This is a genomic window from Candidatus Phyllobacterium onerii (genome assembly GCF_028331445.1).
GTDB lineage: Bacteria > Pseudomonadota > Alphaproteobacteria > Rhizobiales > Rhizobiaceae > Phyllobacterium > Phyllobacterium onerii.
In genome coordinates this window covers 432474-449522 of record NZ_JAQMHX010000003.1, presented here as the reverse complement: position 1 = coordinate 449522, position 17049 = coordinate 432474, and the positions used below count along the sequence as shown (strand labels likewise).

18 protein-coding genes are annotated in these 17049 nt (G+C 54.8%); 6 read left to right on the top strand and 12 right to left on the bottom strand.

Annotated features, from left to right (window positions below):
• Positions 1–126: 126 nt before the first annotated feature.
• Positions 127–831: a response regulator gene (locus PHA01_RS10180; protein WP_112530686.1), complete on the bottom strand. Its 705-nt coding sequence runs from the start codon at positions 829–831 to the stop codon at positions 127–129.
• Positions 832–883: 52 nt separating this feature from the next.
• Positions 884–1387, bottom strand: a complete 504-nt coding sequence (locus tag PHA01_RS10175; protein WP_271894944.1) for a MarR family winged helix-turn-helix transcriptional regulator — start codon at positions 1385–1387, stop codon at positions 884–886.
• 249 nt (positions 1388–1636) lie between these two features.
• Here PHA01_RS10175 and PHA01_RS10170 point away from each other — a divergent pair, with 249 nt between their 5' ends.
• The 3 genes from PHA01_RS10170 to PHA01_RS10160 all read left to right on the top strand — a co-directional run bounded on the left by PHA01_RS10170 (position 1637) and on the right by PHA01_RS10160 (position 3741).
• On the top strand, positions 1637–2527 hold the full coding sequence (locus tag PHA01_RS10170) for a branched-chain amino acid aminotransferase (protein WP_271894942.1): 891 nt from the start codon (positions 1637–1639) through the stop codon (positions 2525–2527).
• Between the two features lie 134 nt (positions 2528–2661).
• On the top strand, positions 2662–2973 hold the full coding sequence (locus PHA01_RS10165) for a hypothetical protein (protein ID WP_112530689.1): 312 nt from the start codon (positions 2662–2664) through the stop codon (positions 2971–2973).
• Between the two features lie 120 nt (positions 2974–3093).
• Positions 3094–3741, top strand: a complete 648-nt coding sequence (locus PHA01_RS10160; protein ID WP_271894939.1) for an MBL fold metallo-hydrolase — start codon at positions 3094–3096, stop codon at positions 3739–3741.
• Between the two features lie 49 nt (positions 3742–3790).
• On the opposite strand, the gene PHA01_RS10155 is transcribed toward PHA01_RS10160, so the two are convergent.
• The 3 genes from PHA01_RS10155 to PHA01_RS10145 all read right to left on the bottom strand — a co-directional run bounded on the left by PHA01_RS10155 (position 3791) and on the right by PHA01_RS10145 (position 6027).
• The gene (locus tag PHA01_RS10155; protein WP_271894936.1) at positions 3791–4204 is read right to left on the bottom strand and encodes a BA14K family protein; all 414 of its coding nucleotides are present in this window, start codon (positions 4202–4204) and stop codon (positions 3791–3793) included.
• Between the two features lie 343 nt (positions 4205–4547).
• Positions 4548–4763, bottom strand: coding sequence for a cold-shock protein (locus PHA01_RS10150; protein ID WP_106718536.1), 216 nt, complete (start codon positions 4761–4763; stop codon positions 4548–4550).
• Between the two features lie 394 nt (positions 4764–5157).
• Positions 5158–6027 (bottom strand): transglycosylase SLT domain-containing protein, encoded by an 870-nt coding sequence (locus tag PHA01_RS10145; protein WP_417020943.1) that lies wholly within the window; start codon positions 6025–6027, stop codon positions 5158–5160.
• Between the two features lie 139 nt (positions 6028–6166).
• Between PHA01_RS10145 and PHA01_RS10140 the strand changes: the two genes are divergently transcribed.
• Positions 6167–6868 (top strand): HAD family hydrolase, encoded by a 702-nt coding sequence (locus PHA01_RS10140; protein ID WP_271894934.1) that lies wholly within the window; start codon positions 6167–6169, stop codon positions 6866–6868.
• Here PHA01_RS10140 and PHA01_RS10135 read toward each other — a convergent pair whose 3' ends face one another.
• Complete coding sequence (locus PHA01_RS10135) at positions 6869–8386, bottom strand: helicase HerA domain-containing protein (protein ID WP_271894932.1); 1518 nt, start codon at positions 8384–8386, stop codon at positions 6869–6871.
• 123 nt (positions 8387–8509) lie between these two features.
• The gene (locus PHA01_RS10130) at positions 8510–9814 is read right to left on the bottom strand and encodes an MFS transporter (protein WP_271894929.1); all 1305 of its coding nucleotides are present in this window, start codon (positions 9812–9814) and stop codon (positions 8510–8512) included.
• 117 nt (positions 9815–9931) lie between these two features.
• Here PHA01_RS10130 and PHA01_RS10125 point away from each other — a divergent pair, with 117 nt between their 5' ends.
• On the top strand, positions 9932–10522 hold the full coding sequence (locus PHA01_RS10125; protein WP_271894927.1) for a TetR/AcrR family transcriptional regulator: 591 nt from the start codon (positions 9932–9934) through the stop codon (positions 10520–10522).
• Position 10523: 1 nt separating this feature from the next.
• Here PHA01_RS10125 and uvrB read toward each other — a convergent pair whose 3' ends face one another.
• From uvrB to PHA01_RS10105, 4 genes are all read right to left on the bottom strand, one after another.
• Positions 10524–13337: an excinuclease ABC subunit UvrB gene (gene uvrB / locus PHA01_RS10120; protein ID WP_271894925.1), complete on the bottom strand. Its 2814-nt coding sequence runs from the start codon at positions 13335–13337 to the stop codon at positions 10524–10526.
• Positions 13338–13440: 103 nt separating this feature from the next.
• Positions 13441–14355: an HNH endonuclease gene (locus PHA01_RS10115; RefSeq protein WP_271894922.1), complete on the bottom strand. Its 915-nt coding sequence runs from the start codon at positions 14353–14355 to the stop codon at positions 13441–13443.
• Between the two features lie 114 nt (positions 14356–14469).
• Entirely contained in the window at positions 14470–14727 is a 258-nt protein-coding gene (locus PHA01_RS10110) for a SemiSWEET family sugar transporter (RefSeq protein WP_271894920.1), read from the bottom strand.
• A gap of 118 nt (positions 14728–14845) precedes the next feature.
• Positions 14846–16042 (bottom strand): mandelate racemase/muconate lactonizing enzyme family protein, encoded by a 1197-nt coding sequence (locus tag PHA01_RS10105; protein WP_271894917.1) that lies wholly within the window; start codon positions 16040–16042, stop codon positions 14846–14848.
• A 223-nt stretch (positions 16043–16265) separates the two neighbouring features.
• Between PHA01_RS10105 and PHA01_RS10100 the strand changes: the two genes are divergently transcribed.
• Positions 16266–16604 carry an acyl-CoA thioesterase gene (locus PHA01_RS10100; RefSeq protein ID WP_112530761.1) on the top strand — a complete coding sequence of 113 codons (339 nt, stop codon included), beginning with the start codon at positions 16266–16268 and terminating at the stop codon, positions 16602–16604.
• Here the strand turns inward: PHA01_RS10100 and PHA01_RS10095 are convergent.
• Positions 16601–17017 carry a VOC family protein gene (locus tag PHA01_RS10095; RefSeq protein ID WP_271894915.1) on the bottom strand — a complete coding sequence of 139 codons (417 nt, stop codon included), beginning with the start codon at positions 17015–17017 and terminating at the stop codon, positions 16601–16603. The genes PHA01_RS10100 and PHA01_RS10095 overlap by 4 nt on opposite strands.
• Between the last annotated feature and the right edge of the window lie 32 nt (positions 17018–17049).

Genomic DNA, 17049 nt, shown 5'->3' with positions numbered 1-17049 from the left:
CCAAGGGCCCAGCAATGTACTTCGCCGACGCCGCCAGTGGCGCTTCCTGACTGCCAATGCGCGTTTCGCGGTGTCCGTCGGTGCCATCTATCCAGTATCCGCTTGCGCATTGAAATGGGCGGATCGCTACTCCACGCTTAGTTTATAGCCGACGCCCCGCACCGTCTGCAACCAAACTGGGTTTGCCGGATCATTTTCAATCTTGCGGCGCAGGCGGTTTATCTGGACGTCGATCGTCCGCTCGCCCACATCGCCTTCCTGTCCGGTCAATTCGTGACGCGGGACGGTTTCACCGGCGCGTGCAGCGAAAATTGCCATTATATCCTGCTCACGGTCTGTCAGTCGGATCATTTCGCCCGAGCGCTTGAGTTCACGCTTCGCGATGACGAATGTGTAGGGACCAAAGACAATCTGCTCGATCTTCGCTTGTGTAGCCGGGGCGCCACGCCGAAGGATGTTGTTGATTCGCAGGATCAGCTCGCGCGGATCAAAAGGCTTTGGCAGGTAATCGTCGGCGCCTGCTTCCAGACCGGTAATACGGCTATCGGTCTCCGAGAGCGCCGTGAGCATAAGTATTGGTACGTTCTTTTCCTGACGCAGCGACTGGGTCAGGGCGACGCCGCTTTCTCCTGGCATCATCACGTCGAGGATCAGAAGATCATAGTCGATCCCGGCCAGCTTGCGCCGAGCCTCATCGGCATTGGCAGCCACCGTAATGCGAAAACCGCTGCCAGTAAGATATTGCGACAGTAGATTTCGAATTCGGGTGTCGTCATCGACAATGAGCAGGTGCGGTGCATCGTCTGAAAGCAGCAGTTCGTCACTCACCAATGTATTCCTCTTTTCTCGCGGACATTCGTCCTCCCTTTTCGTAAAACTTGTTTTATCCTGCCTTCGGCAGACTGTCGATCTGTTGCCATTGGGCGGGATTCACCATCGCCTTAAGGAAATGCTCGATCACTGACCGGTCGGAATCACCGATCTGCTCCAATGCACTGGTAATGCGGCGTGATTGCGGTGCAGCCAGTTCCAGCGCCAGTTCGCGACCCTTCGGTGTTGGATAGAGCTCGCGCTGGCGCCTGTCGCGAGGCCCGGTAATCTGAACCACATGATCCGTATCGATCAGTTGCTTGAGCACGCGGGCAAGGCTTTGCTTCGTGATCTGTAAAACATCCAGTAACTCCGCAACGGTCATCCCAGGCTTACGATTGATGAAATACAGCACGCGGTGGTGCGCGCGGCCAAATTCAAGCTTTTCCAGTATCATGTCGGGATCGGCGGTAAAGTCGCGATAGGCGAAGAAAAACAACTCGATGATATCGAGTTGACTTGCATCTTTCTGGGTTAGGGCTGTCTCAATATGCTGCTCTGGAGTATAAGATTTCATGCAATGTTCCCGCTCTTGTTGAAAAATATGTCAGTCTTGTTGACTTAATTTTAGACTGCTGATAATTTTTGACAAGCTGTTGGCCACATTTTGAATTAAACGCAAAGCCAGTAGGCGTGTCTGAGACATTTTTCTCATTCAACCGCTTATTGTGTTGGTGGGCAATGGTACACCAATTGGTAATCGGGACCAGTTGGCGGACACATCAGACCCGCAAAATTGTCAGGAATTAAACGCCTGGAGGAAAACATGGCATCCGTTCCATTCGACCAGCTTGAAGGTTTTATCTGGATGAACGGCGAATTCATTCGCTGGGCGGACGCAAAGGTCCATGTGCTGACCCATGGCTTGCATTACGCCAGTTCGGTTTTTGAGGGTGAGCGCGCTTATGGCGGCGAGATATTCAAACTCAACGAGCACACCGAGCGCCTGCATGAATCTGCACGCATTCTTGGCTTCAAAATACCTTATACCGTTGAAGAGCTGAATGATGCGAGCCGCAAACTATTGGCCAAACAAGGCTTCCAGGATGCCTATATCCGGCCTGTAGCCTGGCGCGGTAGCGAGTCAATGGGCGTTTCTGCCCAAGCAAACAAGATCAACGTCGCCATCTCTATCTGGCAATGGCCGAGTTATTTCGACCCGGCCCAGAAGCTGAAAGGCATCCGCCTGGACCTCGCGGAATATCGCCGTCCTGACCCACGAACCGCTCCATCGAAGTCCAAGGCAGCGGGTCTATATATGATATGCACGATCTCCAAGCATGCGGCGGAGGCAAAGGGATATGCTGACGCACTAATGCTCGACTGGCGTGGACAGGTCGCGGAAGCAACTGGCGCGAACGTGTTTTTCGTCAAGGATGGAGTTCTTCACACACCGACGCCCGATTGCTTCCTCGATGGTATCACACGCCGGACAGTCATCGATTTGGCCAAGCGCCGTGGTTATGAAGTTATAGAGCGCGCCATCATGCCAGAAGAACTGGAGACTTTCGAGCAGTGCTTCCTGACGGGGACAGCCGCAGAAGTTACGCCGGTGGCGGAAATTGGTCCTTATCGTTTCACCGTCGGTGAGATTGCAGCTAATCTAATGAATGATTATGCAGCGGAAGTAATGCCAAAGAAAGCAGCTGCTGAGTAACATCTGGATAAAACGAAGAAGTGAACTTGATACCTGCGCTATGAGGTAGCAAGTTGTTTGACATTGATTAAAACTTAGTCATCATGTTGCATGTCAGGCATGAGTCTGGCTTGAAACGTTGACGGGGTACAATCATGGAAGCGCTTCTTCCTATTATTATCCAGCTTATCTCGGGTGGTGTCGGCGGAAATATTGTCGGCGGTCTTCTAAAAAACCTGAGTCTCGGTACGACCGGAAACACAGTTGCTGGTGGTATCGGCGGCCTTGTTGGTGGTTACCTGACGCAATTCCTTGGCGCAGGCGGCGCCGAGGTGGTAGCAAATGCGGCGGCGTCCTCCGGGCTTGATATCGGATCGATCATCGGTCAGGTAGCCGGCGGTGGTGTCGGTGGTATCATCTTGACTGCAATCGTCGGCTTCATCAAGAATTCGATGGCAAAGGCCTGATCGATATCATCAACAGCGAAATCAACTGTTTTCGAGGGCGGCACACGGCCGCCCTTTTCATTTGAGGATTTATTGTCCTACATATTGATCCAGCGATGTATTTCATAGGATTTTGGTACAATGGGACAATTACAGGCCGGTATTATTCCCGTCACGGCCTTCCAGCAGAATTGCACGATCCTTTTTGACAGCGAGGACAAGCATGGTGTGCTCGTTGATCCGGGCGGCGACAACGATCAAATATTGAATGCCATCCGTTCAAACGGCATCACGATTGAGGCAATCTGGATTACACACGGGCATATCGATCACGCTGCCGGTGCGATGGATATGAAGGATGCACTGGGCGTCGATATTATCGGACCAAATGAAGCCGATCGATTTCTGTTGGACAGCCTTGAATCCAAGGCGTTGAAATATGGCATCACGGACAAGGTCCGCAATTGTGTGCCGGATCGCTGGCTGAACGATGGTGATACTGTATCTTTCGGATCGCATATCTTTGAAGTATTGCATTGTCCGGGTCATGCACCCGGCCATGTCGTTTATTTTAACAGGGCGGCGAAATTCGCACATGTTGGCGATGTGCTCTTCAACGGTTCGGTGGGGCGAACAGACCTTGAAGGCGGCGATCATGCCGCGCTGATCAACTCCATCAAGACCAAGCTCTTGCCGCTCGGTGACGACATCGGTTTCATCTGCGGACATGGTCCCGGCGGCCGCTTTGGCGAAGAACGCCGCACCAACCCATTCCTGAATGAAGCATAAAAAAGCCGCCGGATTACCGGCGGCTCGTCAAACGCGACTGATTGGAAAATCAGTTGGCGTTGCAGAAATAATCACGCCCATCATAGCCGCGGAATGTACCCGTCTCAGGATTGAACGAGCGATAGCGGTCGGCGCAATAGCGGTACCATGAAGGTGACCAAGGCTGTGCACCGCCGTAATAACGCGGTGCCACTTCACGATAAACACGGACCGGGCGGCGATAGTAGCCGTCATCATAATCCCGGTAGATCGGCTCGGCCGGTTGGGCCAGTGCGCTACCAAGCAAAGCGCCTGCTGCAAGACCGACTGCACCGGCCGCCCATGCGTCGCCGTTATTGTTATGATTGTGATGACGGTAGTACCGATCGCCACGCCAGCTGTCGGCCGAGGCAGATGTCAGAGGAACCGCGACCGTCGCAAATGCAGCGGTTGCAAGAATGGCAATCTTAATACTCTTGTTCATTTGTGCCTCCTTTGAAGCATCCTTGGCGAGTGCTTTTCGGCGTCGCCTGATCGATATTGGCCGGAATCTATGGGACCTCCAGCGGTAGTTCTGTTTTATTCGCTTCAGAATGAATGCAAGCTGAACGGCACTCATACAAAATGGTTCCACCGCCCATCCTGAGGACGAGAGAAGCACATATAATTTTAGCAAATCCGAGGCGGGAAAAAGGCACGATTACAACTACAAGCACCACATGGAGGTGTGCGCACTCCACTGGGCGGCAAAGTGGACCCTGCCGCGTGATATCAAAGCAAAACCCCCGACTTCTGCCGGGGATCGGTGGCGGCTCCAGCCGCTAGAATTATTCGGTGACCGCGATGTTTACGGCCTTTGGTCCTTTGCCACGACGATCAGGCTCCGTATCGAAGGAGACCTTCTGATTGTCTGCGAGACCTGTGAGTCCGGATGCCTGAACGGCGGAAATATGAACGAAAATATCCGCTGCGCCATCATCCGGCTTGATAAAGCCAAAGCCTTTTTCACTGTTGAAGAATTTGACCGTACCGGTCTGTGCCATGCTCAGTTCCTTTTCCTTACTTACCGCGCTCCCCTCCGGGTTTGCGGGATTGGTAGTGCCGTTTTCAGTAAGATACATTCAACGGAGATCATGCAGGCAGTTCTCGAATTCAGGAAAGGAGCCGATCATTGCCAGGATTACTCCCGGCCCGGTATTCTTGCGGTTCCGGCGCGCCGTTCTTCCAGTCTTCCAGTGTTCGCAAATGCCCGAACGCTTTGAGACTGCTAGAATAAGTGTTTTTTGGCAAGCAAAAGTTTTTCTACCATTTAGGCGACTATATCGAACGGCTTTGCAACCTACATACTTGGGGGTAGGAAATTTCGTTTGGCATTCGTCCGCCAGCACCTCTCAAGATCACCACACGCAAGTTGAAGTCGCTGCTTTTCTTTCAGCTTTATCGATTACGCAGCACGATACAGGCACCACCAGCGCTGTGGAGTTGCGAACAGATTTGGTTGGCCTCGCCGCGATTGTCGGCGCCTATACGCACGGCATAGATGCCGCGCCGCCCCATGGCTGTGCGATTTCGGCTGATCACAGCCTCATGCTTGTCGAGGATGGCCGGAAAGGCGCGGCGCAGGCGTTGAAGCTGTCCCACTGCTGCTGCGCGGCGGAAGTTGCCAGCAATCTGGATTCCCCAGGGCTTCGGCTTGATTTGGGCCATCGCAACTGTTGCAAAGCGAACAATCGGGAGCTTCCGGCAAGCCGCATCGAAGGTCAATTTGGCGTTTAACGGATGCGTCGATATTTCGGTGCCGGCGGCAAAGTCGTCAGCCGACTTTCCGGTTATATCCAGTACATATTCTTCGGTTTCGAGAGGGAGGAAGCCACCGCTTGATAACCATTTTGACACTCGCGTTGGCCCCGCATTATACGCAGCTGCGGCGAGCCCCCAGTTGCCGAATGCTGTTCGCAGATCCTTCAGCAGCGCCGCGGAAGCAGGAAGAGCCTTTGCAAAGTCGAACGGATCGTCGAGATTTCGCTCCTTTGCGGTGCCGGGCATGAACTGTGCGATGCCCTGCGCGCCAACTGGACTTGTTGCCTGGGAGTCGAAACGGCTCTCTTTCCAGATAAGTCTGGCGAAGAAGTCACGCGGAACGCCATGTCCATCAGCATTGGTCGCTATGGCTGCGCAAATCTGGGCCACTGTTGGTGTTGGCGGTTTCGCCGGTACAGAAACCGACGGATTATCGGCCGACAATGCCTTTAGCAATGTCAGTAGCAGGAATGCTGCAACGATGATGAGTTGTCTGAACCAATACACCCTGTTGCCGATCCCCTTGATGCGTTAGCATATTGGCATAATGCACAGCCATATTTCTAACAAAAGACACCCGCCACTGATTTCATCAATCCGGTAAACATTGCATGACGATGATGACGAAGAACGAGTGAACACGCCCATGCCTCTCTCAATCACCACAATCGGTTTCGACGCTGACGATACGCTCTGGCAAAACGAGCAGTTCTTCCGAACCTCCGAAGATCAGTTTGTCAGTCTATTGGCTCCCCATGTGGACACGACCGACCTTTCCGACCGGTTGCTCGCGGTGGAAAGGCGCAATCTTGACCTCTATGGTTTCGGCATCAAGGGCTTCACCCTTTCCTTGGTGGAAACAGCGGTTGAAGTCTCCGAAGGCAACGTGCCGGCTTCGGTTATCGCAGAAATTCTGGCGGCAGGCCGGGAGATGCTGCGTCATCCGGTAGAGACCTTGCCCCATGTTCAGGAAACTCTTGCGCAACTAACTGAGCGCTACAGGCTCGTCCTGATAACCAAAGGAGATTTGTTTGATCAGGAGCGCAAACTGGCGCAATCGGGCCTGGGCGATTTTTTTGATGCGGTTGAAATTGTAAGCAGCAAGGACAACACCACCTATGAGCGAATATTCAAGCGTCACGGAGAGGGTGCGACCCGGAGTATGATGATCGGTAACTCGCTGAAGTCCGATGTGGTCCCGGCAATCGAAGCGGGCAGTTGGGGCGTGTTCGTACCGCACGCGCTGACCTGGGCGCTCGAACATGTCGAAGCACCGGTGGCTGCGCCGCGCTTCCGTCAGATTGAACATCTGGGCGAGTTGCCGCCGCTTTTGGCTGAGATTGGCTGATTATTCGGCGGCGTGTTGTTCCTGCGCGCCTTCATCCGGACCGTTCGGATCGCCCGGGCCAGTCTCACAGCCAAGATCGGGAAATGCAATCACACGATTGCCGGTAAAATCGGTGCGCACTACAACGAGTCCCTGTTCTTCGAAATACGTGAGAAGCCGTCGCGCTCGGCGTGCCGAATGAGTGCCATAGGCGCGGGCCAACGTTGCGTCGGACGGGCAAGGGTTACCCGTCACTGCGGCCTGGGCGACAATAAAGAAAACACCTTGAACATCATCCGGCAGGCTTTTTGAAAGTTCAAGTGCCTGCTGCCACGGCTCACCTTGCGCGGTCTCTCCATCGATGCCAGCTCGTGCGACCGCAAGATTGCGGCGAAATGCCGGCAGAGAAAGGGGATCACCCGGGACACGGCGAATGCGGCAACGAACGAGAAAATCCTGGTAGAGGACTGCATCCGTGCGAAAAGATGCATCGGGGTCGTTGAGCATTTCATGCATAATCGCGTTGATCAGGCCATTGCGCTCGGCCTCGTCAATCTCGGGAAACAGTGTCGGTGCCGGAGTTTCTGCCGCGGCCACAAATTTGGTCTGGGTGAGCTGGCTCAAAATATCGGCTGTCGGTGTGGAGGTGGGGGGCGCCACTGCACGTCGAACAACCACCCGGCGCTCTTCGGGCGCTGGTGTAAAAATCAAGTCGCGCGCATCTTCGCCCGGCTGCGGTAGCGGAGTGAGCTTCGGGCTCGCCGAACGGGCAGATGTCTCTACTGGTCCAATGGTAACGGCCAATGGGCGCCGCGACAGGGCAGGGCCGAGCGCAACGAAATGGCCCCGTGCGAGATCACGGAACTGTTCGGCCTGCCGCCGTTCCATTCCAAGAAGATCCGCGGCACGGGCCATGTCGATATCGAGGAAAGTTCGGCCCATCAGGAAATTCGATGCTTCAGCCGCAACATTCTTGGCGAGTTTGGCGAGGCGCTGTGTGGCGATGACACCCGCAAGACCACGTTTGCGGCCACGGCACATCAAGTTGGTCATGGCACCGAGCGATAGTTTGCGGGCTTCGTCTGAAACCTCTCCGGCAACCGCCGGTGCAAAAAGCTGGGCTTCGTCGACAACGACGAGCATCGGGTACCAGTAATCGCGTTCTGCGTCGAATAGGCCACCGAGAAAGGCTGCAGCACAGCGCATCTGCTGTTCGACGTCCAGTCCTTCCAGATCAAGCACGACGGAAACGCGGTGCTGGCGAATTCGTGCCGCGATGCGCGTAAGTTCACTTTCGGTCCGCGCACCATCGACAACCACATGGCCGTATTTATCGGCCAGCGTAACGAAATCGCCTTCCGGATCGACGACGCATTGCTGTACCCACTGCGCGCTTTGTTCGAGCAGGCGGCGCAGCAAATGCGATTTGCCTGAACCCGAATTGCCCTGGACGAGCAGGCGAGTTGCCAACAGCTCTTCCAGATCGAGCATGGCCTTTGCGCCGGCTGGCGCCGCTCCCATGTCGATATCGACCTTCATCGTCTCTCCAGCGTTTAAGTGATTCTGCGCGCGGTATAGTGCGCAAAATCACTTAGCATTCTTTGCCGTGCTGCGTGGAGGATATGCGCTCCAGTGTTGGAAAACTCACAGGTGATTGATCCGCTATTCGGCTGGCACCGGCTCTGGCAGCATGTTTGCCCTGCTGTGCTTACTCAGCGTCAGCACCAGCAGCGCAGCAATCAGGCAGAGAATTCCCGCAACGAAAAATGCAGGCATATAAGTTTGGTATTCGGTACGGGCAAAGCCGCCACCATAGGCTGCCGAGGCTGCACCCAATTGGTGTCCGGCAAAAACCCAGCCAAATATCAATCCAGCCTTTTCACGTCCGAAACGATCGGTTGCCAATTTAACAGTCGGGGGCACTGTGGCAATCCAGTCGAGACCATAGAACATGGCAAACAGGGACAGGCCGTAAAACGAAAAACTGGAGTAGGGCAAATACAGCAGCGAGAGGCCGCGCAGTCCATAGTACCAAAAAAGCAGCCAACGGTTGTCTACCCGGTCCGAGAGCCAGCCTGAACCAATAGTGCCGAAGAAATCAAAGAAACCCATCATGGCCAGGACGCTGGCGGCCGCTACGGGGACCATGCCGAAATCTCCGCACATAGCCACGAAATGCGTGCCTACAAGGCCGTTGGTACTCGCACCGCAAACGAAAAAAGTGGCGAAAAGCACCCAGAACGTGCTCGAGCGCGACGCTTCCTTCAAAGCGAGCAGTGGCATGGTTATGAGGGATATTAGCCCGCCCGTAATGGGCGGGACGGGTGTGATCTCCTTGTCTCCATAGGCGGGCAGGCCGATATCGGCAGGTCGGTCGCGCATTAGGAAAAAGACTGCCGTGACAGCGATGAGCAATAGAGCGCAAATCAGCATGATTGCTGCGCGCCAACCGTAGTTTTCACTGAGAGAAGCCATGAGTGGCATGAACGCCAGCTGACCCGTAGCCGAGCTTGCGGTGAGCATTCCCAAAGCCAAGCCACGGCGCTCGGTAAACCAGCGGGCGGCGACGGTGGCGCCCAGAACCATGGCAGTCAGTCCCGTACCAAAGCCTACGACCACGCCCCACAAGAGAATTAGTTGCCAGATTTCCGTCATAGCCAAAGAGGCGAAGAGGCCGGCCGTGATCAGCACTAGCGCCACGCAAACCACTTTCCTTACGCCAAAATAATTCATGAAGGCCGCTGCAAACGGCCCCATGAAGCCAAACAACAAGAGCCTGATCGAAAAGGCAGTGGCTATTTGCTCCGTTTCCCAGCCGAACTCTTTCTCCAGCGGAACAATCAGCACGCCGGGCGCTCCAACGGCTGCGGCGGTGACAAGCATCGTTAGAAACGTTACCGCTATGACGACCCAGCTATAATGGATATTGCGGCGGGCAAGCGAAGCGGCGAGCGAGGAGGAGATCATGGGCTGTCTTTCGAGAAGTGGAAATCCGTGCGAGTTATATGATGATCATCATCATTATTGACTATTGATGATGACAATCATATAAATTGTCAATAGTCTTTTTCGAGGATACTGCACATGCGTGTCAGCAGAGATCAGGCAGCGGAAAACCGCGCCCGCATCATTGAAGTTGCCAGTCAACAATTTCGTCAGAAAGGTTTTGACGGGATTGGTGTTGCCGATGTGATGAAAAATGCCGGCCTAACCCATGGCGGCTTCTATGGTCATTTTGCATCGAAAGATGACCTTATTGCTCAATCCTGCGATGCGGCAATGAAGCGGTCGGCGGAAAAATGGTCTGCAATTGCGCAGGAGGGACCTGAGGTTGCGCTCGCCGCGATCACGTCGTCCTATCTAGCCAAGAATCACAAGGGTGACTTGGCAAACAGCTGTACCATGGCGTTGCTTGCGCCCGATATTGCCCGGCAAGGAGGAGCGGTCCAGACCCGATTTACCGAGGGTACCAAAAGGCTGCTGGAAATATTGTCGGATTTGGTGCCTGGCCGATCAAAAGCAAAAAAACGCCAGAAAGCCTTGGCGACGATGGCCGGTCTCATTGGTGCGGTTGTCTTGTCGCGAGCCGTGGATGATCCGGAGTTTGCCGACGAGATTCTCGACGCAGGCCAAGCGTTCTTCGGCTGCTCTGGCAAACCTGCAGACGAAATCTGAGTTAACGTCCCGGACGTCCCGTCTTGCCTGGACGCCGCTTCTTACGATCGTTAGCGTCCTCATATGAACCAGCACCTGTTCGCTCGCGGCGAATAATCTTTTGGTCATTGCGGTTCGTACCAGTAAAGACAGGCTTTTCAGGAACATGGCCGGTAACCGGCTTCTCTGTACGCCCAACGGTCATCTCATCCAGCGAATTCTTGCGGAAGACGCCGGGTCCGAGCGGGCGCGTCGTGTCTCCGCCCATTTCGTCGAGGTGTGGTTTGCGGAACAGTGCCGAATCCTTGTCGCCCTCGTCGGTAACCACACGGTGCATCGCGCGTCCGGCATTGTGCCTGCCCTTGGTGCGACCGGTGACCGGACTTTCCATCTCGACTTCCCGTGCCATTGGATCGTCCGAAATTGCCAACTCCATCTCGCGCAGACGCTTGATCTCGTCGCGTAGGCGAGCGGCGACTTCGAAGTCGAGATCGTCGGCGGCATCGCGCATCTGCTTCATCAGATGTTCGAGATGAGCCTTCAGGTTATTCCCCATCATTGCGCCAGAATCGGTGAAGTCGGAAATATCGGCGCGAACGTGGTCACGCTCGTAGACACTGTTGAGGATGTCGCCGATGTTTTTCTTGATGCTGGCAGGCGTAATGCCGTGCTCGATATTATAGGCTTCCTGCTTCTCGCGGCGGCGATTTGTTTCCGCCATCGCCCGTTCCATCGAACCGGTGACATGATCAGCATAGAGAATGACCTTGCCGTCGATGTTACGCGCGGCACGCCCAATCGTCTGGATCAGCGAGGTTTCCGAGCGCAAAAAGCCTTCCTTGTCCGCATCGAGAATGGCGACAAAGCCGCATTCTGGGATATCGAGACCTTCACGCAAAAGGTTGATACCCACGAGCACGTCAAATGCTCCAAGGCGCAAGTCGCGCAAAATCTCGATACGCTCCAGCGTGTCGATGTCGGAGTGCATATAGCGAACGCGAATGCCCTGTTCGTGCAGGTACTCTGTCAGATCTTCGGCCATGCGCTTGGTGAGAACCGTCACAAGCGTACGGTAGCCCTTCGCCGACGTTTCACGAATTTCCCCGAGAACATCGTCAACTTGGGATTTGGCGGGACGGACTTCGACTGGCGGATCTATAAGGCCGGTTGGCCGAATGACCTGCTCGGCGAAGACGCCGCCGGATTCTTCCATCTCCCATTTGCTGGGTGTCGCCGAAACCGCAACCGTCTGTGGGCGCATGGCGTCCCATTCCTCAAACCGCAACGGGCGATTGTCCATGCACGAGGGCAGGCGGAAGCCGTACTCGGCCAACGTTGCCTTGCGCCGAAAATCGCCTTTATACATCGCACCAATCTGCGGAACCGTTACGTGGCTCTCATCGATGAAAACCAACGCATTGTCTGGAATATACTCGAACAGCGTGGGCGGCGGCTCCCCAGGCTTGCGACCGGTCAGGTAGCGCGAATAGTTTTCAATACCGGCGCAAGAGCCGGTTGCCTCCAACATTTCCACGTCAAAAGTACAACGTTGCTCAAGCCGCTGTGCTTCCAGCAAACGACCGGCTGCATTCAACTCAACAAGGCGGTGTTTGAGTTCTTCCTTGATGGATTTTATCGCCTGATTGAGCGTCGGGCGCGGCGTCACATAGTGCGAGTTCGCGTAAATCTTGACCGAACGCAGGTCGCCGGTCTTTTGACCGGTAAGCGGGTCGAACTCGGTAATTGCCTCGATCTCATCGCCGAACATGGAAATGCGCCAAGCGCGATCCTCCAAGTGAGCAGGAAAAAGTTCGATCGTATCGCCACGCACACGGAATGAGCCTCGAGTAAAATCCATGTCGCGCCGTTTATACTGCTGCGCGACAAGATCTGCGAGCAGCGCTCGTTGATCCAGACGGTCGCCGATCTTCATTTCGAAGGTCATCGCCGTATAGGTTTCGACCGAGCCGATACCGTAAATGCATGAGACGGAAGCGACGATGATCACATCATCGCGTTCAAGCAGCGATCGGGTGGCGGAGTGGCGCATCCGGTCGATCTGCTCGTTGATCGAGGATTCCTTCTCAATATAGGTGTCGGAGCGCGGCACATAGGCTTCCGGCTGGTAGTAGTCATAATAGGAAACGAAATACTCGACCGCGTTGTTTGGGAAGAACGATTTGAATTCGCCGTAAAGCTGGGCGGCCAACGTTTTGTTGGGAGCCAGTATCAAAGCAGGACGTTGTGTTTCCTCAATGACTTTCGCCATGGTGAAGGTCTTGCCGGAACCCGTGACGCCGAGCAAAACCTGGGTCTGATCAGAGTCCCTGACGCCGGAAACCAGATCCTTGATGGCGGTCGGCTGATCACCCGACGGCTTGAATTCCGTTTCCATCCGAATGGCGATGCCACCTTCGGATTTATCCGGCCGGGCTGGGCGGTGCGGTTGCCACGCGGTACCATTTTTGAAAAGCGGATTGCCGCTTTCGATCAGGGCGGATAGTGCAGCCACGGTAGCCGTTGCGCCGCCAGGCATGATGCCGGCTGCGTCTTCCAGATTGATATCCAGTCCGGCCACGGGGTTGAGGCCCGCAGCAGCGCGCGTCTTGGGATCGGTCGATCCACCAATCGACGTCCCACGAGACGTACGCGACGCGCTGGACTCTTTGCTTGCCGGCTTCTTTGCCTTGACTGCCTTCGGCGGAGCTTTCTCGGTCTCATCGGTGATCTGCTTTGCCCAATCGCTGAAGGACCCGGAAAGCGGGGTGCCTTCCAGCTCAGACTGCTGCGCTTCGCCGAAACCGTCGGCGTTATATCTGTCAGGAGATTTAACCATAGGTTGAATATGGTGGGAGTCCGGCAAAATGGAAAGACCCGAGTGATGAAAACTGGATTTTCCAGATTTCTCCTGACAGCAGGCTGTCATGAGCAATGCAGATTTATGGGAGGAATATGTGTTCGCGATGGTAGCGCAGAAATTCCGGATGGGGGAAATGGCTGCTATTTTTTGGAAGAGTGATTTTTCCTGATTCGTTGAGAAGACCGTCAATCTTGGGTTCGTTATAGCGAGACGATTTCAGGATCTGGTAGTCTGGACCGATGGAGATCAGACCGTTATCGAACATCCAGTGGATCGATTGAAACAAGAGTATCCCGTTGTTGAGGGAGTCGGGACCGCCATCTTCTACGGGTTTGATGTGCGCACATTCCAGTTCACAGGTTCCGTCCGGAGCTTGCAGTGATATGCCTGTCATTGCACATCGCATATTGTAGGCTTTGCCCACGCGTTGCCTGAACACACGATCCCGGAAGGCTCTTGATGTCAGTATGCGGTCGCGCTCGACAGATTCCGGTGGGTCTTCGGCGAAACCGTAAGAAGGCGCTACCACTAACAGCTCCTCGTATTCGTGCCAGTTCTTTCTGAAACCAGCTCTCTCGATTTTTTCATATTCTTGATTGGAGAGGGCTCGAACCTGCTGCTGGATCGTATGCGAATTCATCCTGCCATCCGACTGCACCATGCTCTTTTCGAAATAGAATTTCTTGTTGAGCTGAAAATCAGGAACGCTGAATGGCACCGTCTCTTCAAGTTCGAGATATTGTTCAAGCGATGCTTCGTAATATCCGGGGCGACCCGCCAACGGATATACGGACGTGACCCGCGCTGTCGCAAAATATCCCGTCGACCCTATGACGCGCGTACCTGCGCGAGGTGCGGGTTGGTAGTATATGATCCAGTCGTCCAGCGCGTCGCGAACAATGTCGAGATACTTGTCGCGGAAACGATAGCGTCGGTCGTGGCCTCCGGGGGCAGCTTCTTCGTCTGTCAACTTGATTTGAAATATTGCGTGCATTCAGCGGGATTTGCCTGTTGAAAAGATGGTTCAACATGGCGTTATCGCGCAGCAAGCGAAACGCATCCGAAATTGTATTTTTTTGGTTTCAGCTCAATCTGAAATGGCAGCCTCTCAGCCGTAGCGGAGCTTAAGGCCGAGAATTGTGAGAATAAGCAGGAGGGTTACACCATTTGCTGCCATGACCGGCCAGGAGCTGATCATCATTCCGTAAAACAGCCAGAGCAGAACTCCGAGGGCGAGAGAAACGTTGGTGACGAGAGAAATGCTGTCTGTTTGACGGTGCCGGACGATCTTGATGATCTGGGGGATCCAGCACAGTGTGGTGATCGCGGCAGCAAGGCTACCAACAAGCTCGATGTAGATTGGCACGGGTAAAACTTTCAGAGGAATGGATCTAGATTATAGTTGGCGATATTCGCTTGAGAAATATAGCGGAATCATGTTCCGACGCGATCGCTTCACATAAATATTTGTGCCGCACACCCGACTATACAATCAATGGATCGCGTCCCATGTTGAGATGCAGTTCGTGGCCTTCATAGGCATGGGCTGCCGCCACCTTTTCATCCAACTCCACGCCGAGGCCCGGTTCCGACGACGGAATGACATATCCGTCTTCCCATTGAATCGGTTTCTTCAGAATATCGGCGTGGAAGCCACCGAAAGCCTGGATACATTCGAGAATAAGAAAGTTCGGGCTGCAGGTTGATATCTGAATATTGGCGGCACCGACGATCGGGCCGCAATAGAGGTGCGGCGCGATCTGGGCATGGAAAGTTTCTGCCATCCCGGCGATTTTCTTTGCTTCCAGTATGCCGCCGACGCGGCCAAGATTCATTTGCAGGATGTTTGCAGCCTGATTCACCAGCAGGCGCTGAAACTCATACTTCGTCGTCAGGCGCTCACCGGAAGCAACCGGGATCGACGTATGTTGCTGCACATAGCCCATATTTTCCGGCATATCCGGCGGTACTGGCTCTTCCAGCCATAGGGGATCGTACGGTTCCAGGCGTTTTGCCAGCCGGACAGCGCTGGTTGGGGTCATCTGACCGTGAGTTCCGAATAAAAGATCAGCCTTGGAACCGACGGCTTCACGAACCAGCCGCGCGAATTTCTCACCAAGATCAAGCTGTTCCAGCGACAGTTGACGCGGGTCGAACGACGTATAAGGGGCGACCGGATCGAACTTCACCGCCGTATAGCCTTGCGCTACGTACTCTGCCGCCCGCTCGGCAGAGGCTTCGGCGTTCCAGTAAATGGCCGACGTCTCACCCAATTCCGGCTTGGGATAGATGTAGGTGTAGCTGCGCAGCCGTTCATGCACCTTGCCACCGAGCAGTTCGTACACCGGCTTGTCGGCTTCCTTGCCGATGATATCCCAGCAGGCCATTTCAAGTGCAGACACCGCTCCCATGATCGTCACATCGGGGCGCTGGGTAAAGCCGGCGGAATAGGCGCGGCGAAAGAACCGTTCGATATGGTGAGGGTCCTCGCCGATGAGCCAGCGCTCGGCTACGTCTTCGACGACCTTTCGCATGACTTGCGGACTGATGGTCGAATTGTAAGCCTCGCCATAGCCGACTACACCTGAATCGGTGGTGAGTTTGACAAAGAGAAACCATGTCCCACCGAAAGAAGGCGGCGGATTGCCAACCACGAAGGTTTTGACATCTGTGATTTTCATGATCCCTCCGGATGCTCACTATCGATCAGACTAGGCCACACTCCGCGTCATGCCGAAACCACGTAGCGACCCGCACTGTCGGGTTTCCGACAGTTCTTGCATCGGGCCCTTTCCAAATCTGCCGCTGCAAAGCATCATGCTGCAAATCCGCATTAGTCGATGGAGACAGCAGTTGAGCGAACAAACCAAACCTATCGGCGAATTGACGCTGCGTACACTGGCGATGCCGGCCGATGCGAACGCAGCGGGGGACATTTTCGGCGGTTGGGTCATGGCACAGATGGATTTGTCCTGCGGTATCAGGGCTGCAGAGCGGGCAAGGGGCAGGGTGGTGACCGCCGCGGTCAAGGAAATGGCCTTCGCAAAACCGGTAAAGATCGGCGACACATTGTGCGTCTATACTCATATCGACCGTGTCGGACGCACTTCGATTACGTTGAAGGTCGAAGCCTGGGCACAACGCTACCTCTCGGATCTGATGGAACGCGTCACGCACGCCGATTTCGTGATGGTTGCCCTCGACAAGGAGGGCAACCCGACGCCAGTGCCGGGCGAGCGCTAGCCGCCGATCATATATTTGTCCCAGAAACCGGCTTCTGATTCGATCTGTTCGACCACGTCGATCCACAGGCCGGAGGGATCATGAAACCCGAAACGGCGTTGCCCAAAGGGCTCGTCCGTCAACGGATATTCGATTTTCAGACCGGTAGCGTTCATCTTTTCAAACGTTGCTCGGGCATCCTCCACCTGCAGTTCAAAGCACATGCCAGTGCCGCTGAAGCTCTCGGAACCGGGCGGTGCGGAGGGGTGATCGGGGGTCATGAACGCGATGGATGCGGACTGGTCTTCCGCCAAAAGCAAGCAAAACCAGGTACTATCGAAGCCACTGACGAAGCCCAGGTGCCGGATCCAGAAATCGCGGCAGGCTTCCTTTCGTGGCGTGACGATAATCGGATAGCGGTCCATGAAAGCCATTTTCTTCATCCTGTAATTTTGTGAGTCACCGC